This window comes from Bacillus cereus group sp. N21 (genome assembly GCF_016483395.1).
Classification (GTDB): domain Bacteria; phylum Bacillota; class Bacilli; order Bacillales; family Bacillaceae_G; genus Bacillus_A; species Bacillus_A pseudomycoides.
Window position 1 is genome coordinate 90,006 of sequence record NZ_JAEHBX010000002.1, and the last position, 16,449, is coordinate 106,454.

Genomic DNA, 16,449 nt, shown 5'->3' on the forward strand with positions numbered 1-16,449 from the left:
CACCTTCTTTTTTCGTTTATTTCACAATACGTGCGTCTTTCAATGGCCAATATAACATATTCGCTTCTCCAATTACTTGGTCCATCGAAATCGTTCCAATAGTACGACTATCTTTACTAAAACGACGATTGTCACCTAGTACAAATAATTGACCTTTTGGAACTGTTTTCTTACCTGTAATTTCTTCAAGCTTGAAATCATATGTAAGTGGTCCATCAGCAAGTTGTTTTTTCTGCTTGTCTAAATACGGTTCCTCATAAGGTTTTCCGTTAATATAGAGTTTATCATTTCGATACTCAATTTCATCGCCTGGCAAGCCGATAACACGTTTAATATAATCTTTTTCTTCTGTTGCTTGGAATACGATTATGTCAAAACGTTTCGGTTCACCAATGTGATAGCCGATCTTATTGACAATCATTCGATCACGATCATGTAGCGTCGGTGACATTGATACACCATCCACAAGGATTGGAGCAAAGAAAAATTGTCTAATAACACCCGCTAACACAATAGCAATCAAAATTGCTTTTATCCATTCCCAAAGTGAACTCTTCTCTTTTTTCATGTATTTCCCCTCCACGGTTATGTAAGCTGTTCGTATTATATCAAAATTTCATATAGATTGGAAAAAGGGAGCTTGTGCATTTACAAGCTCCCATACATGTCTTATCGAATTTCTTTGATACGCGCTTTTTTACCGCGAAGGTTACGTAAGTAGTATAACTTAGCACGACGTACTTTACCACGGCGAAGTACTTCGATTTTCGCGATTCTTGGCGTGTGAACTGGGAATGTACGCTCAACACCTACACCGTAAGAAATCTTACGCACTGTGAATGTTTCACTGATTCCGCCACCACGACGTTTAATTACAACACCTTCAAAAAGCTGAATTCTCTCACGAGTACCCTCAACTACTTTTACGTGTACACGTAAAGTGTCACCAGGACGGAATGAAGGTAGGTCAGTTTTTAATTGGCCTTTTGTAATTTCTGCGATTAATTGTTGCATATTCAATTCTCTCCTTTAAACAGATGCTCTTATAAAGTCTTAATAAATTACAGCGGAACATCGTTAATACGGCTACTGATTTCAGTAACACAAATGTTATAATATCATATTGCTAGGCCTGTTGCAATAGAAAATATATGAAGTTCTTATTGCTCTTTTTTAATTTGTTCAAGCCATTTTTCTTCTTGCTTTGATAATTGACGTTCTTCAAGTAAATCCGGTCGACGTGTATACGTACGGCGCAGGGATTCTTTATGACGCCATTCATCAATATTTTTATGATTCCCTGACGTAAGTACATCCGGTACCTTCATGCCACGGAAATCAGCTGGACGTGTATAGTGCGGATGCTCTAACAAACCAGTACTAAAAGAATCTTCCACCTGAGAAGCGTGATTTCCAAGTACTCCTGGCAAAAGACGTACAACACTATCGGTAACAACCATAGAGGCTAATTCTCCGCCCGTTAATACGTAATCACCAATAGAAATCTCATCTGTTACAAGATGTTCACGAATTCGTTCATCATATCCTTCATAATGACCACATACAAAAATAACATGCTCTTCTCCAGCAAGCTCTTCTGCCTTTTTCTGCGTGAAACGCTCTCCTTGTGGACACATTAAGACAACCCTTGGTTTACGGTCAGTTTCCTTCGTTAACTCTTCCACCGCATCAAAGATAGGCTGTGGGGTTAATACCATCCCCGCGCCCCCACCGTACGGATAATCATCTACACTGTTATGCTTACTTGTTGTATAATCACGAAAATTTACAACCCTAAGCTCCACTGCCTCTTTTTCTTGCGCTTTTTTTAAAATCGAAGATCCAAAAACACCGGTGAACATCTCTGGAAATAATGTTAAAATATCGATTTTCATTATAGCAATCCTTCCATTACATGAATGGTTACTAATTTATTTTCAATGTTAACTTGAAGTACAACATCATCAATGTAAGGGATTAAAAGATCTTGACCTTTCGGGCGTTTGATCACCCAAACATCATTCGCACCAGGAGATAGAATCTCTTTTATCGTACCTAAATCCTCTCCCTCTTCTGTTACAACTTTACAGCCAATAATTTCATGGTAATAGTACTCACCTTCAGCAAGTTCACCTAACTGCTCTTCTGGTACTTTGATTGAAGAACCTTTTAGCTTCTCTACTTCATCTACATTGTTATACCCTTCAAATGTCAATAAATCAAATGTTTTGTGTTGGCGATGAGAAGCGACCTTTACCGAAAGTGGTTCCGTCCCTTTATCATGCCATATGTATAATGTATTCCCTACTTTATATCGTTCTTCAGGAAAATCGGTACGAGAAATAACTCGAATTTCCCCTCTAACACCATGAGTATTTACAATTTTACCTACGTTAAACCATTTTGTCATAAACAGCATGTCACCCCTGTTTTCTATATAAGTTAAGCATTTCCATTCCATATATGGAACATGCAATTTCTTTAAAAATGTTAAAAAAGGGAGAGGAAAAATCCTCGCCCTTTTAACGTTTATTGAATTTCCAGTGTGACTTTCTCATCATTGTGATGTCCCACTGAATACAAGAGCATCCGAATTGCTTTCGCAACTCGCCCCTGCTTTCCAATGACTTTTCCAACATCCTCAGGATGCACAGTCAATCGATACTTTATCTCTCCGTTGCAAAGTTCCTGTGAAACTTTTACATCTTCAGGATGATCTACAAGAGGTTTGACAATTGTTTCGATCAACTTTTCCATTGTCATTGCCTCAATTACTTACCTTGTTTAGATAAGTGGAATTTCTCCATGATACCTTGGTTAGAGAAAAGATTGCGAACTGTATCAGATGGTTTCGCACCATTTCCTAACCATTTTAATGCTGCTTCTTCGTTGATTTTCACTTCAGCTGGTTGAGCAACCGGATTGTAAGTACCGATTTCCTCAATGAAACGTCCGTCACGAGGAGAACGAGAATCTGCAACAACTACACGATAGAAAGGAGTTTTTTTAGCTCCCATACGTTTTAAACGAATTTTAACTGCCATTTATAAAGCACCTCCGAATTTATTTCACACAGATAATTATATTAGCAAAAAGACTATTGCTTTGTAAAGTATTTTTTCTTAACAGAGCCATCTTTTTTTCCTTACATAAATGGAAACTTCAATCCACCTAGTCCTTTTTTCTTACCTTTTTGCATGCCTGTCATCGTCTTCATCATTTTTTTCATATCTTCAAACTGCTTCAGTAGACGATTAATTTCTTGTACTGTTGTACCACTACCTTTGGCAATGCGTTTTTTACGACTAGCATTGATAATTTCCGGATGTTCTCGCTCTACTTTTGTCATAGAACGAATAATTGCCTCAATATGCCCAATTTGTTTTTCATCAACTTGTGCATTTTTCAGCCCTTTAATTTTATTTGCACCAGGAAGCATTCCTAGCAATTCATCAAGTGGTCCAAGTTGACGCACTTGTCCAAGTTGCTCTAGGAAATCATCTAGCGTAAACGAAAGCGTACGCATTTTTTGCTCAAGTTCTTTTGCTTTTTCCTCATCAACTGTAGCTTGCGCTTTTTCAATTAATGTTAAAACGTCACCCATCCCTAAAATACGGGATGCCATGCGTTCTGGATGGAACGCTTCAATCGCATCTAGCTTTTCACCCATACCAGCAAATTTAATTGGTGTGTTTGTTACTGCTTTAATAGATAGTGCTGCACCACCGCGCGTATCACCGTCTAATTTCGTTAAAACAACACCTGTTAAACCTAACTGTTCATGGAAACTTTGTGCAACATTTACCGCATCTTGTCCTGTCATCGCATCGACAACAAGGAAGATTTCATCCGGTTTCGCAACTTCTTTCACTTTCGCTAATTCATCCATTAGTTCTTCATCAATATGCAGGCGACCCGCTGTATCGATTAAAACATAATCATGATGATCTTCTTTTGCTTTCGCAATCGCTTGTTTCGCAATTTCAACAGGACTTACTTGATCTCCTAATGAGAAAACAGGCATGTCCAATTGCTTCCCTAATGTTTCAAGCTGTTTAATCGCTGCAGGACGGTAAATATCGGCTGCAACAAGCATCGGTTTACGATTATGCTTTTTACGAAGCAAATTCGCAAGTTTACCTGTTGTCGTTGTTTTACCTGCACCTTGCAGACCAACCATCATAATAACAGTTGGCGGCTTATTAGCGACAGCAATTTTACTTTGCTCTCCGCCCATAAGTTCTGTAAGTTCTTCCTGTACAACTTTAATTACTTGTTGGCCAGGTGTCAAACTCTTCATTACATCTTGTCCGACAGCACGCTCAGACACACGCTTTACAAAATCTTTTACTACTTTAAAGTTAACATCCGCTTCTAAAAGAGCAAGACGAACTTCTCTCATCATTTCTTTTACATCGGCTTCAGAAACTTTTCCTTTGCCGCGGATTTTTTGCATCGTCTGTTGAAGTCGGTCGGCTAATCCTTCAAATGCCATATTGCCGCCCTCCTAATCTAATTTTTCGATAGCTTCAACAACTTGTTTCATTTCTTCATTCACATGCTCTTCTTCGCTGATTAGCTGTTTTAGCTTTGCAACAAGTCGCTGTCGCTCTTGAAACTTTTGAAGTAATACTAATTTCTCTTCATATTCTTCAAGCATCGCTTCAGTCCGTTTAATGTTATCATACACGGCTTGGCGACTTACATCAAATTCTTCCGCAATTTCACCAAGAGATAAATCATCTAAATAATAAAGCGACATATAACTTCTTTGTTTTTGCGTTAACAACGATTGATAAAAATCAAATAAATAATTCATTCTCGTTGTTTTTTCGAGCATGTTGGATCATCCTTTGTTAAGTGATTTCCCTTTACATGAATTAGTTTACATGGAGTATAAAAGAGTGTCAAGTTTTTTTCTTAACATGATATATTTTTTATAAAAAAGAAGCGGAAAAACCGCTTCTTTCACTTCCCCCGCTATTTGCGGGCAGTAAGACCTCCACCTTAAGATTCAAAAAGAAGCGAAGAAGATAGGTGGAGGATAACCACCCATAAATACCCGATTGGTGAGGGCTCACCATCCATGGAAAATGCCTCCACGGATGGAAGTTTCACTTTATACTTCTTCTTTTTCTACTAAGTTTGCAAATAAACCATACACATATTGTTCTGGATCAAATTGCTGTAAGTCGTCCATTTGTTCTCCAAGTCCAACAAATTTCACTGGTACGTCCATCTCATTACGAATCGCTAATACGATACCACCTTTAGCAGTCCCGTCTAATTTCGTTAGAACAATACCTGTAACATTCGTTGCTTCGCGGAATGTTTTCGCTTGACTTAAACCATTTTGACCTGTCGTTGCATCAATAACAAGCAATACTTCATGAGGAGCACCTGGAACTTCGCGTTCAATGACACGTTTCACCTTTTCTAACTCCTTCATTAAATTCACTTTATTTTGCAAGCGACCTGCTGTATCACATAGCAAGATATCTACTTTACGCGCTTTTGCAGCTTGAACAGCATCATACATAACCGCTGCCGGGTCAGAACCAGATCCTTGTTTAATAACTTCCACACCAACTCGGTCGCCCCATACTTCTAGCTGTTCGATTGCTCCTGCACGGAACGTATCCCCTGCTGCTAATAAGACAGACTTACCTTCGGATTTAAACTTATGAGCCATTTTACCAATTGTTGTCGTTTTCCCAACACCATTAACACCAACAAATAAAATAACCGTTAATTGATCTTGTTGTATGTTAAGTTCATTACTGAAGTCTTCTTCACCTTTGTAAATCCCTACTAGTTTTTCCGAAATAACAGCTTGCACTTCTCTCGGATCTTGAATATTGCGGCGTTGTACTTCTTCCTTCAACTGATCGATAAGTTCCATTACTGTTGCAACACCAACATCTGCACCAATTAAAATTTCCTCTAATTCCTCAAAGAAATCCTCATCGACTTTACGATAGCGATACACTAAATCATTTACTTTATCCGCAAATGAATTTCTCGTTTTTTCTAACCCTTGCTTAAACTTCTCTGTTACAGTATCTGTTTGTTTCGAAATCTTTTCTTTTAATTTTTTAAAGAAGCTCATTCTTCTCATCCTTCCTATTTGCCTGCAACAAGCTCTTCTCCGTCATCTAAACGAACGGAAACAAGCTTAGAAACACCTGATTCTTGCATTGTTACCCCGTACAGTACATCTGATTCTTCCATCGTACCTTTTCGATGTGTAATAACAATAAACTGCGTTTCATCACTAAACTTTTTCAAATACTGCGCAAAACGAGCTACATTCGCTTCATCAAGCGCCGCTTCAACCTCATCTAGTACACAGAACGGAACAGGTCTTACTTTTAAAATACCAAATAGCAGTGCAATTGCAGTTAAAGCACGCTCCCCACCTGAAAGTAAACCTAAATTTTGCAGTTTCTTACCCGGTGGCTGCGCAACAATATCAATGCCTGTATTTAATAAATCTTGCGGATTTGTCATCACTAAGTCTGCTCTTCCTCCGCCAAATAGTTCACAAAAGACAGTCTGGAATTCTGTACGAATTGCCTGGAATGTAGTAGAGAAGCGTTTTTTCATCTCTTCATCCATTTCCATAATAACTTGGTGCAATGTCGCTTTCGCTTCTTCTAAGTCATCTCGCTGCTCTAACAAGAACGTATGTCGTTCTGCTACGCGTTCATACTCTTCAATTGCCCCTAAGTTTACTGTTCCGAGCTCCTCGATTGATAGTTTGATTAATTTCACCTTTTTACGCGCATCTTCTGCAGGCATTATCATTGTATACTTCAGTTTTGCTGCTTCAAATGAAATCGTATACGTTTCGCGTAAATGTTGCAATCTATTTTCTAATTCAACATCAAGGCGATTGATTTTCACTTCTTGATCTTTTAAAACCTCGAGAACATATTTATGGCGCCCTTTCGTATCTTTCACTTCACGCTCTATATGTTCTACCCGTTCTTGAAGGCTCAGGCGTTGCTCACGACGGGAACTAATTAATTCCGATGTTTGATTTCGATCATGTGCTTTCTTTTCAATCATATTCGTAATTTGCTCTTCACCGCTTGAATTCGATGTCATTTCTTGCTTTAAGAATGCTAAATCTTCTTTTGTTTTTACAAGCGTTCGCTGCGTTTCCTCTTGTTCTTTCGTCAAACGATCTACTTTCTCTTTTTGATTAGACAAACGTTGCTGCTTTTCTGCTGCTTGTACTTTCAGCTCCGTCATCTCCGCCTGAACTTTTTCTTTCGAAGAATGCTGGTCACTTTTTTGCTTCGTTAAAGCAACAATTTTTTCATCAAGCTCTGTGATATCTTTTTGAAGCTCTACTAAAATTCTATCCAGCTCTTGTTTTCGCCCTTGCATTTTCACTTGATCTTGTAAAAATCCTTCTATTTCCAAATCATAAATAGATAAACGATCATTAATACGATGCTCTTCTAGCTCAAGCTGATTAATTTCTTCTTTTAATTTTTGTTCATCTACACGCTCTTGTTCTGCATCGTGACGTAATTCTTTTATCTTAACTTCTTTTTCTTGAATTTCTTGTTTTAACGCTTTAACAAAGTTTTCTAACTTAGAAGTTTTTTCTTCCATTTCAGTAAGCTTCTTGCTCCACTCTTCTAATTCACGTTGTCGCCCTAGTAGAGAAGATTTCGCTTGTTTTACAGCCCCACCAGTCATAGAACCGCCAGGATTTACAACATCTCCTTCAATCGTTACAATACGGTAGCGATATTGTAATTGCTTCGCTAACTCATTCGCACCTCTTAAATCTCTTGCAACGACGACCGTTCCTAATAAATTTGAAACTATATTTTCATATTTATTATTGTAATGCACGAGTTCTGCTGCCACACCTATAAACGCTGGATGTTGCTTTATCATACGTAGCTGTTCAAATGATAACGATCTTCCCTTAATAACTGCCTGTGGTAAAAACGTCGCACGTCCATGGCGATTTTGTTTCAAAAAAGCAATTGCCTCGCGAGCATGCTCTTCTGTTTGTACAACAACGTGTTGCATTGCTGCACCAAGTGCAATCTCCATAGCAACTTCATATGCCTTCGGTACAGTAAGTAGTTCAGCGACCGCACCTTCAATGCCATGTAGTTTACTTTCACGGGCCTTTAATACTTCACGTACACCTTGATAAAACCCAGAATAGTCTTCTTGCATCTCTTCCAGCATTTCTTTTCGAGAGCGAGCTTGTTGAACAAATTGATATGCTTGATACAATTTTGTTTCATTTTCACTATAATGTGCCTTGCATTTTCCAAGCGCCGCTTCTGTTTTTTGTATATTGGTAATAACGCTTGTCACTTTCTCTTTTACTTCTTCATAACTCTCTACAAATTTTTCCTTTTTAGCTGTAATTTGCATACGCATTTGTACATACTTTTCATTTTCTTCATCAAGGCGTTGATTTTTAGAATTTTGTTGTTTGAATTGTTCCTCAAGCATAGATAATTCATTACGATTACTTGCTTGTTGATTTAAAAGTTCAATATAATCTCCTTTTAAATGCTCAATTTGCTCTTCTAGGTTTTCTGCATATGTAGAAAGAAGTTTCTCATTTTCGTGTAGCTTTTGTTCTAATGCTTTTACCTGATTTGCAAATTTCATTAGTTCTTCTGTACTGGTTTCAATTTCCACATCATAAATCTTGGCTTTTTCTGTTAACTCAATAATTAACTGTTCAAGCTGTGTGCAGTGCGTTGTTGCATTTTGCTTTCGTTCCTTTAGCAATTCACGCTGCCCTTCTAATTTTTCTAACTCTTTACTAGAAAGAAGGAGAACTTCTTGCAAGGAATCTACAGATTCATCAATCGCTTGCAATTGTCCGCGTAATTCTTCGAGCTCTGCTTCATTTTTTTGTAAATGCGTTGACATTTTTACTTCTTCATCTTTATTGTGTCCAAACTGCTTTCTAAGCGCTTCCCATTTTTCATGTAATTCTTCAATTTCATATACAATGAGAGCTGCTTCTACTTTTTCTAGTTCTTCTTTTTTCTCAAGATAGTCTTTCGCAATAGAAGCTTGTCTTTCAAGCGGCTCTACTTGAGTGCTTAATTCGTGAATAATATCTTGCACACGATTTAAGTTTTCTTGTGTTTCTGCTAATTTTCCTTCAGCTTTCTTTTTGCGAAGCTTATATTTTAATACGCCTGCTGCTTCTTCAAATACACCACGACGCTCTTCAGATTTACTGCTTAAAATTTCTTCTACTTTTCCTTGGCTAATGATTGAGAAAGCTTCTCGTCCCATACCAGAATCCATAAATAAATCAACAATATCTTTTAATCGACAAGATTGTTTGTTAATAAAAAAGTCACTATCTCCAGAGCGAGAAACGCGGCGCGTAACACTCACTTCATTATACTCAATAGGTAAACGCTGATCTTCATTATTTAAGGTTAATGTTACCTCTGCAACATTAACTGCTCTTCGCGTATCACTTCCCGCAAAAATAATATCCTCCATTTTTGCACCGCGTAATGATTTTGCAGATTGTTCACCAAGTACCCAGCGAATCGCGTCAGTAATATTACTCTTTCCGCTTCCATTAGGACCAACTACAGAGGTTACACCTGGAACAAAATCAACAGATACACGCTCCGCAAAGGATTTAAATCCTACTATTTCTAATCTCTTTAAAAACACGAAAGGCCTTCCCCCTATTCTCCGTTTTTATAGTCTCTGCCTATAAAAACAAACTACTGTACGGATTCATATTTATCTTTTCATATCCAAATAAAAATAAAGTTTCATTCTATGCATAAGGAATCCCCCTCATGTAAAGGGGGATTCCTTATGATTGTTCTTTTAACTTTTTCAACGCCTCTGAAGCAGCTTGTTGCTCTGCTTCTTTTTTCGACTTACCGCTACCAAGACCTAGAGCCACGCCATTTAATGTAACACGTGACACAAACTCTCGATTGTGAGCAGGTCCTTTTTCTTGCAAAATTTGATACTCAATATTACCGCTACCATCACGCTGAATTAATTCTTGTAGTTGACTCTTATAATCCATCACATGAGAAAAAGCACCTTCATTAATTTTTGGATATACAATTTCTTTTAAGAATTCCCAAACTGTCTCCAACCCTTGATCAAGATAAAGGGCACCAATAAACGCTTCAAAGACATCCGCTAATAAAGCTGGTCGTTCACGTCCACCTGTCATTTCTTCACCTTTTCCTAGTAAAACAAGGTTACCAAATGACAATTCATTCGCAAAGCGGACAAGAGATGGTTCACATACAACAGCTGCACGCAACTTTGTTAGCTCTCCTTCGCTCATTGTCGGATATTTTTGAAACAAATACTGTGATACAGTTAATTCTAATACAGCGTCTCCAAGAAATTCTAGACGTTCATTGTCTTCATGTGGCTTTTTTCGATGCTCATTCACATACGATGAATGCGTAAATGCTTGAATTAATAATTTTTCGTCTGTAAACGTAATACCTATTTTTTGTTGAAACATTTTAAAAGCTTCACGATATTTTGTTTCATATTTTTTTTCTCTATATTTTCGGTACGGCATAGGTCCCTCCAGATATAAGCCGAGAAAGCCCCGCTATAAAACGGGACTTCACTCAAACATTATAGATGACTCTCTATGTAAGTCACAGCATCGCCAACAGTAGCAATTTTTTCTGCATCTTCATCAGAAATTTCCATTTCAAACTCATCTTCCAATTGCATTACAAGTTCAACTACATCTAGGGAGTCTGCACCTAAATCTTCTTTAAAGCTTGCAGCTGGTACTACTTCTGTTTCTTCTACTCCTAAACGATCCACGATAATTTTCGTTACACGCTCTAAAACATCTGCCATAATTCATTCACCTCCCCTCAAATATTATATTAAATATTTCACAAAAAAACTAGGTGAAATCGTTTCTTTTATTACATTACCATACCACCATCAACATGTAATGTTTGTCCTGTAATATATTTGCTGTGATCAGCAGCAAAAAATGTTACAGCATTCGCAATATCTTGCGCTTCTCCAAACTTAGCAGCAGGGATTAATTTTAACATTTCCTCTTTTACGTTTTCGCCTAATACATCTGTCATATCAGTAGCAATAAACCCTGGAGCAATTGCATTTACTGTTATATTTCGGCTAGCCAATTCTTTTGCGGAAGTCTTTGTCAATCCAATTACCCCAGCTTTTGCTGCAACGTAATTTGCTTGACCGGGATTCCCTGTAACACCGACAACAGAAGCAATATTAATAATACGACCATGACGCTGACGCATCATGTAACGAGATACTGCTTTCGTACATAAGAATACACCTTTTAAGTTTGTATCAATAACTGTATCCCATTCTTCTTCTTTCATACGCATTAATAAATTATCTCTTGTTACCCCTGCATTATTCACAAGAATATCAACTCGTCCAAATGTATCCACAGTGTGTTTTACCAGGTTTGTAACTTCTTCAACATTAGCAACGTCTGCTCTCACTGCGATTGCTTCTGAACCAAGTTTTTTTATTTCATCAACTACTTCATTTGCTTTTTGCTCATTACCAGCATAGTTAACTACAACTGTTGCCCCTTGCTTCGCTAAATCAATTGCAATTGCACGGCCAATTCCACGTGATGCACCTGTTACTAATGCAACTTTCCCTTTTAACATCCGCTTTCTCCTCTCAAACTTGAAATGGTATCTTTCAATGTCTCTTCATCATATATCGCATATACCTTTGCAGATGGAGCAATTGATTTCATAAGACCAGCAAGAACTTTCCCGGGACCAATTTCAATAAATGTATCTACACCTTGTTCTACCATCTGTTCAATAGATGGGTACCATAAAACAGGTGAATAGAGCTGTTCAATTAGCTTTTCTTGAATATCTTCACTGCGATTAACGCAATTAGCCGTAACGTTTGCAACAACTGGAATGTTTGCATCTTGAATTGTAATTTCATTTAAAACATTTTGAAACTTCTCAGCTGCTGGTTTCATTAATGAAGAATGGAACGGACCGCTCACACGAAGCGGAATTGCTCGTTTCGCACCATTTTCTTTCACTTTTTGAGAAGCGAGTTCTACTCCTCGTTTCGTTCCAGAGATAACGATTTGCTTCGTACTATTCATATTAGCAATTTGCACAGCATGACCTTCACTCGTTACTTCTTCTGTAACTTGTTTCAGAACATCTGGATCTGCCCCTAAAATAGCGGCCATTGCACCTTCTCCGCTTGGCACAGCTTCTTCCATATATTCACCACGTTTTCTCACAGCGTAAACAGCATCTTCAAATGTTAATGCTCCCGCTGCAACAAGCGCGCTATACTCACCTAAGCTATGGCCAGCAACATAATCAGGCGTAATATCATATTGTTTCAAAGCTGTTAAGATTGCAATACTTGTCGTTAATAGTGCTGGTTGCGCATTTGTCGTTAATGTTAGCTTCTCCTGAGGTCCTTCAAAAATTAATGATGAAAGAGACTCCTGTAAAACTTCATCCGCTTTTTGAAATATTTTTGCAACCTCTTTATTATTCCCTGCTAATTGCTGTCCCATTCCAACCGCCTGTGAACCTTGGCCCGGAAAAAGAAATGCTAGTTTTCCCATTTCAAACCCTCCTCTTATTGAAGCGGCTCTTTCTCCATTACACTTGAAATTGTAGGAATGACTTCTTTCGCTACCATTTCTCTCGTTTGACGAATCGCACTAAAAATCGATTGATCATTAGAAGATCCGTGAGCCTTAATGACAGGAGCTTTTAATCCAAACAATGCTGCTCCGCCATACTCCGAATAATCCATTTTATCTTTTAATATCATCAGCTTCGGTTTTAATACTGCCGCTGCTAATTTACTTGTGAACGAACTCATTAATTGTTCTTTTAACATAGAAAATAATGCTAGTGCAGTTCCTTCTAATGATTTTAATGCTACGTTTCCAGTAAAACCATCGCATACAACTACATCTGCCACACCTTGTAATAGGTCTCTTGACTCAACGTTTCCAACAAAATTAATTGGCGCATCTTTTAGCATAGCGAATACTTGTTTTGAAAGTTCGTTTCCTTTGCCATCTTCTGTCCCGACATTCAAAAGACCAACACGCGGATTGTTAATTCCTCTTACTTTCTCAGCGTAAATAGAACCCATTACCGCATATTGATATAAATGAATTGGCTTCGCGTCAACATTTGCTCCAACGTCTAACATAACAAAACCTTTCCCATCAATTGTTGGCATTGTAGGAGATAACGCTGGACGTTCAATCCCTTCCATACGTCCTACCACAAACAATCCAGCTGCCATTAAAGCCCCTGTGTTACCTGCTGATATACAAGCATTGGCTACACCTTCTTTTACTTGCTGCGCTGCAAGTACCATTGAAGCTTGCTTTTTCCGACGAACAGCTCTTACTGGTTCATCTGTCCCTTCAATCTTTTCATCTGTATGAAGTACAGTAATACGCTCTTCGCTTGTTAAATACTGACGAATCGCCTCTTCTTTTCCTACCAAAGTAATATGTAAATCTGAATATTCCTTAATAGCTTTCATTGCTCCTAATACAGCTGCTTTTGGAGCGTGATCGCCACCCATTGCATCTATTGCGATTTTCATAAATTGTTACCTTCCTCACTATAATTACTAGATCGATACATTTCAAAAGTGCCTGTAAAAACAAGTTCTTCGCCAACAAAGCTATGCACTTTGACAACCGTCCGTCCTTTATCATTCTCCACATCTTCAACGCGGGCTTTTGCAACAACACGTTCTCCTAATTTTACAGGACGAATATATCGAATGGTAGACTTTGCAGTTAAAGCTAATTCTTCATCAATAACTGCAACAGCTAGTGAGTTCGCTTGAGCAAACAAATGGTGCCCACGCGCAATTTGATTTCTTTTAAATACATGCTCCATCTTCACTTCAAAAATAGAAATTGCATGTCTATCTAATTCTATATCAATAATTTCTCCAACTACCTCTTCTAACGGTAAAGATTTCACATCTTCTTCATGCTGTTTCGTTGCCACATGTTTAATTCGCTCTCTTAACTCAGGAATCGATAATTCCATTCGATCAAGGCGAACAGTTTGTATACTTACTTGAAACTGCTCTGCTAACTCTTCATCCGTTATGAAAGGATTCGTTTCTATTGTTTGTTGTAATAATACTTGTCTTTCTTTCTTACTTTTTCTTTTTTTCATACCGCACCATCCGTTTTTATGACTAGGTACTAACAGTAGTATATAATCATTAAAAGTAGAATGCAACAAAAAAATTTGCACATTCCATTTTTAATCGAGCTTTTCTCCTTGAAACACACCTGCTCCTTCAAGATATACGCGTAATGCAGCATACTGCTCGTTGTGCCAAAACGCTTCAGAATCAACCAGCACGGCCGCATCTTGTCTCGCCGTTTCCAACGCTCGATAATCATGTACCATATCAGCTACCTTAAACTCTGGTAGACCACTTTGTTTACTTCCAAAGAAATCTCCAGGACCACGTAACTCTAAATCTTTTTCCGACAATACAAATCCATCATTTGTTTCTGTCATAATGCGCATACGTTCTTTCCCAGTTTCCGATTTCGGATCTGCGATTAACAAACAATACGACTGCTCACTCCCACGGCCAACACGACCTCGAAGCTGATGCAATTGCGATAAACCAAAGCGCTCCGCATCATAAATTACCATAACCGTTGCATTTGGCACGTTGACACCAACCTCAACTACAGTTGTTGAAACAAGAATTTGCACTTTATTTTCACTAAATTTCTCCATTACATCTTCTTTTTCTTGAGAAGATAAACGTCCGTGCATTAATCCAACCTGAAACTTTCCTTGATAGTGATGCATCAGCATACTATGCAAATCAATTGCATTTTGCACATCAAGCTTCTCAGATTCTTCAATAAGCGGACAAATTACATAAGCTTGTCTCCCCTTATTCACTTCCTTTTCCACGAAACCAAGGACACGTTCTAACATATCATGTTTTGCCCAATACGTTTCAATCACTTTACGCCCCGCAGGCATTTCATCAATAATAGAAACATCCATCTCTCCAAAAGCAGTAATCGCCAATGTACGAGGAATCGGTGTTGCTGTCATAAACAACACATCTGGACTTTCACCTTTCTCTCGTAAAACGCGGCGCTGCGCTACACCAAAACGGTGTTGTTCGTCAGTAATAACAAGTCCAAGTCTATGGAAAATGACCTCATCCTGAATTAAAGCATGTGTCCCAACAAGAATATCTATTTCTCCTTGTTCAAGTTTCGCTAAAACTTCACGACGACGTGCCCCCTTAACTGAACTCGTTAACAATTCCACATTCATATTAAAATGCGAGAACGTCTCTGCTAGCGATTGATAATGTTGCTCAGCTAAAATTTCTGTAGGGACCATTAACGCACCTTGATAATGTGCAAGTTTCGCTGCATAAAGAGCAATTGCAGCTACGACTGTTTTTCCTGATCCAACATCCCCTTGTAATAACCGATTCATCCGGTACGGAGACTGCATATCTTTTATAATCTCAGAAACAACGCGACGCTGTGCGCCAGTAAGCGGGAACGGAAGTGCATCAGTGAACTCTTCTAATTCTTTCATTGAAATATCTTTTTTCGTCCCCTTCGAACTCTCTCTTTCCATTTTACGCAACGCTTGCATTTTGAGCTGGAATAAGAAAAATTCTTCATATACAAATCGACGACGTGCTTGTTTTAAATCTTCTTGACCAACTGGAAAATGGAGCGCTCGAAGCGCTTCATAACGCGGTAATAATTTATAACGCCCTAACAAACCATCTGGCAACATTTCTTCTATAGAGGAACCATACTCTTTTAAAGCTTGTGCAATAAAACGTCGCATTTGTTTTACTGTTAATTTTCCTTTTACTGAATACACAGGTTCCACTTCTTGCTGACGTACGACTGGACCAAAGTGAAGCTCGGATATAGAAATCGTTTGACGATGCTGATCCCATTTACCAGTAATCGTCACCGTTTCATCAAGCTTTAATTTTTGCTTATAATACGGTCTATTAAAACATACAGCCGTAATTAAATAACGGCCAACAAGTACGCGAACAGTAAGACGCGATTTCTTTTTCCCGTAATATTGTAATAAAGGAGCACTATGCACCTTTCCTTCCACTGTTACACGCTCTTCATGTTTCACTTCTGCCAAATCTTTCATCGCGTAGTCTTCATAACGGTACGGAAAATGCTCTAATAGATGGGAAACTGTATAAATCCCCATCTCATGTAATAATTCAGATGTCTCTTCTCCGATTCCTTTTACATCCGTAACAGGAACTTGCACAACTTCACTCAAGATTTTCACGCTCCGTCACATCATTTTCTTATTTTTACTCGCGTATATACTTCATGCATATATGGATATACAATTCCATATAACT

17 protein-coding genes are annotated in these 16,449 nt (G+C 38.2%); all 17 read right to left on the bottom strand.

Features of this window, described 5'->3' with window-relative positions; genetic code table 11:
• Window positions 1–16: 16 nt before the first annotated feature.
• Window positions 17–568, bottom strand: a complete 552-nt coding sequence (gene lepB, locus JDS96_RS01495; RefSeq protein WP_016115968.1) for a signal peptidase I — start codon at window positions 566–568, stop codon at window positions 17–19.
• A 101-nt stretch (window positions 569–669) separates the two neighbouring features.
• Window positions 670–1,014 carry a 50S ribosomal protein L19 gene (rplS, locus tag JDS96_RS01500; RefSeq protein ID WP_001186516.1) on the bottom strand — a complete coding sequence of 115 codons (345 nt, stop codon included), beginning with the start codon at window positions 1,012–1,014 and terminating at the stop codon, window positions 670–672.
• A 146-nt stretch (window positions 1,015–1,160) separates the two neighbouring features.
• Entirely contained in the window at window positions 1,161–1,895 is a 735-nt protein-coding gene (gene trmD / locus JDS96_RS01505; RefSeq protein WP_018764716.1) for a tRNA (guanosine(37)-N1)-methyltransferase TrmD, read from the bottom strand.
• Window positions 1,895–2,410 (bottom strand): ribosome maturation factor RimM, encoded by a 516-nt coding sequence (gene rimM / locus JDS96_RS01510; RefSeq protein WP_018764717.1) that lies wholly within the window; start codon window positions 2,408–2,410, stop codon window positions 1,895–1,897. The genes trmD and rimM overlap by 1 nt, the downstream gene beginning before the upstream one ends.
• A 119-nt stretch (window positions 2,411–2,529) precedes the next feature.
• Window positions 2,530–2,757 (bottom strand): KH domain-containing protein, encoded by a 228-nt coding sequence (locus tag JDS96_RS01515; protein ID WP_018764718.1) that lies wholly within the window; start codon window positions 2,755–2,757, stop codon window positions 2,530–2,532.
• 14 nt (window positions 2,758–2,771) lie between these two features.
• Complete coding sequence (rpsP, locus tag JDS96_RS01520) at window positions 2,772–3,044, bottom strand: 30S ribosomal protein S16 (RefSeq protein WP_000268750.1); 273 nt, start codon at window positions 3,042–3,044, stop codon at window positions 2,772–2,774.
• Window positions 3,045–3,145: 101 nt separating this feature from the next.
• The gene (gene ffh / locus JDS96_RS01525) at window positions 3,146–4,495 is read right to left on the bottom strand and encodes a signal recognition particle protein (protein WP_003199457.1); all 1,350 of its coding nucleotides are present in this window, start codon (window positions 4,493–4,495) and stop codon (window positions 3,146–3,148) included.
• Window positions 4,496–4,507: 12 nt separating this feature from the next.
• A complete protein-coding gene (locus tag JDS96_RS01530) occupies window positions 4,508–4,840 on the bottom strand; it encodes a putative DNA-binding protein (protein WP_000891062.1) in 333 nt (110 codons plus the stop codon).
• Between the two features lie 279 nt (window positions 4,841–5,119).
• The gene (ftsY, locus tag JDS96_RS01535; RefSeq protein WP_006095745.1) at window positions 5,120–6,109 is read right to left on the bottom strand and encodes a signal recognition particle-docking protein FtsY; all 990 of its coding nucleotides are present in this window, start codon (window positions 6,107–6,109) and stop codon (window positions 5,120–5,122) included.
• Window positions 6,110–6,123: 14 nt separating this feature from the next.
• Window positions 6,124–9,693, bottom strand: coding sequence for a chromosome segregation protein SMC (gene smc, locus JDS96_RS01540; protein WP_199665807.1), 3,570 nt, complete (start codon window positions 9,691–9,693; stop codon window positions 6,124–6,126).
• 148 nt (window positions 9,694–9,841) lie between these two features.
• Window positions 9,842–10,579: a ribonuclease III gene (gene rncS / locus JDS96_RS01545; protein WP_003199450.1), complete on the bottom strand. Its 738-nt coding sequence runs from the start codon at window positions 10,577–10,579 to the stop codon at window positions 9,842–9,844.
• A 59-nt stretch (window positions 10,580–10,638) separates the two neighbouring features.
• Window positions 10,639–10,872, bottom strand: coding sequence for an acyl carrier protein (gene acpP, locus JDS96_RS01550; protein ID WP_000786062.1), 234 nt, complete (start codon window positions 10,870–10,872; stop codon window positions 10,639–10,641).
• A gap of 71 nt (window positions 10,873–10,943) precedes the next feature.
• Window positions 10,944–11,684, bottom strand: a complete 741-nt coding sequence (gene fabG, locus JDS96_RS01555; protein ID WP_016115974.1) for a 3-oxoacyl-[acyl-carrier-protein] reductase — start codon at window positions 11,682–11,684, stop codon at window positions 10,944–10,946.
• Window positions 11,678–12,628 (bottom strand): ACP S-malonyltransferase, encoded by a 951-nt coding sequence (fabD, locus tag JDS96_RS01560; RefSeq protein ID WP_003208176.1) that lies wholly within the window; start codon window positions 12,626–12,628, stop codon window positions 11,678–11,680. Before fabD ends, fabG begins: the two co-directional genes overlap by 7 nt.
• A gap of 14 nt (window positions 12,629–12,642) precedes the next feature.
• Window positions 12,643–13,635, bottom strand: a complete 993-nt coding sequence (plsX, locus tag JDS96_RS01565) for a phosphate acyltransferase PlsX (RefSeq protein WP_199665808.1) — start codon at window positions 13,633–13,635, stop codon at window positions 12,643–12,645.
• The gene (fapR, locus tag JDS96_RS01570; RefSeq protein WP_003199443.1) at window positions 13,632–14,225 is read right to left on the bottom strand and encodes a transcription factor FapR; all 594 of its coding nucleotides are present in this window, start codon (window positions 14,223–14,225) and stop codon (window positions 13,632–13,634) included. Before fapR ends, plsX begins: the two co-directional genes overlap by 4 nt.
• Window positions 14,226–14,315: 90 nt before the next feature.
• Complete coding sequence (gene recG / locus JDS96_RS01575; RefSeq protein WP_018764722.1) at window positions 14,316–16,364, bottom strand: ATP-dependent DNA helicase RecG; 2,049 nt, start codon at window positions 16,362–16,364, stop codon at window positions 14,316–14,318.
• Window positions 16,365–16,449: the final 85 nt, after the last annotated feature.

Excerpts from the sequence above, each read along its gene's own strand:
- rplS (WP_001186516.1), bottom strand. The coding sequence starts at position 1,014 with ATGCAACAATTAATCGCAGAAATTACAAAAGGCCAATTAAAAACTGAC.
- fapR (WP_003199443.1), bottom strand. The coding sequence starts at position 14,225 with ATGAAAAAAAGAAAAAGTAAGAAAGAAAGACAAGTATTATTACAACAA.
- JDS96_RS01515 (WP_018764718.1), bottom strand. The coding sequence starts at position 2,757 with ATGGAAAAGTTGATCGAAACAATTGTCAAACCTCTTGTAGATCATCCT.
- ftsY (WP_006095745.1), bottom strand. The coding sequence starts at position 6,109 with ATGAGCTTCTTTAAAAAATTAAAAGAAAAGATTTCGAAACAAACAGAT.
- rpsP (WP_000268750.1), bottom strand. The coding sequence starts at position 3,044 with ATGGCAGTTAAAATTCGTTTAAAACGTATGGGAGCTAAAAAAACTCCT.
- ffh (WP_003199457.1), bottom strand. The coding sequence starts at position 4,495 with ATGGCATTTGAAGGATTAGCCGACCGACTTCAACAGACGATGCAAAAA.
- acpP (WP_000786062.1), bottom strand. The coding sequence starts at position 10,872 with ATGGCAGATGTTTTAGAGCGTGTAACGAAAATTATCGTGGATCGTTTA.
- JDS96_RS01530 (WP_000891062.1), bottom strand. The coding sequence starts at position 4,840 with ATGCTCGAAAAAACAACGAGAATGAATTATTTATTTGATTTTTATCAA.
- fabD (WP_003208176.1), bottom strand. The coding sequence starts at position 12,628 with ATGGGAAAACTAGCATTTCTTTTTCCGGGCCAAGGTTCACAGGCGGTT.
- plsX (WP_199665808.1), bottom strand. The coding sequence starts at position 13,635 with ATGAAAATCGCAATAGATGCAATGGGTGGCGATCACGCTCCAAAAGCA.
- trmD (WP_018764716.1), bottom strand. The coding sequence starts at position 1,895 with ATGAAAATCGATATTTTAACATTATTTCCAGAGATGTTCACCGGTGTT.
- fabG (WP_016115974.1), bottom strand. The coding sequence starts at position 11,684 with ATGTTAAAAGGGAAAGTTGCATTAGTAACAGGTGCATCACGTGGAATT.
- rncS (WP_003199450.1), bottom strand. The coding sequence starts at position 10,579 with ATGCCGTACCGAAAATATAGAGAAAAAAAATATGAAACAAAATATCGT.
- rimM (WP_018764717.1), bottom strand. The coding sequence starts at position 2,410 with ATGACAAAATGGTTTAACGTAGGTAAAATTGTAAATACTCATGGTGTT.
- lepB (WP_016115968.1), bottom strand. The coding sequence starts at position 568 with ATGAAAAAAGAGAAGAGTTCACTTTGGGAATGGATAAAAGCAATTTTG.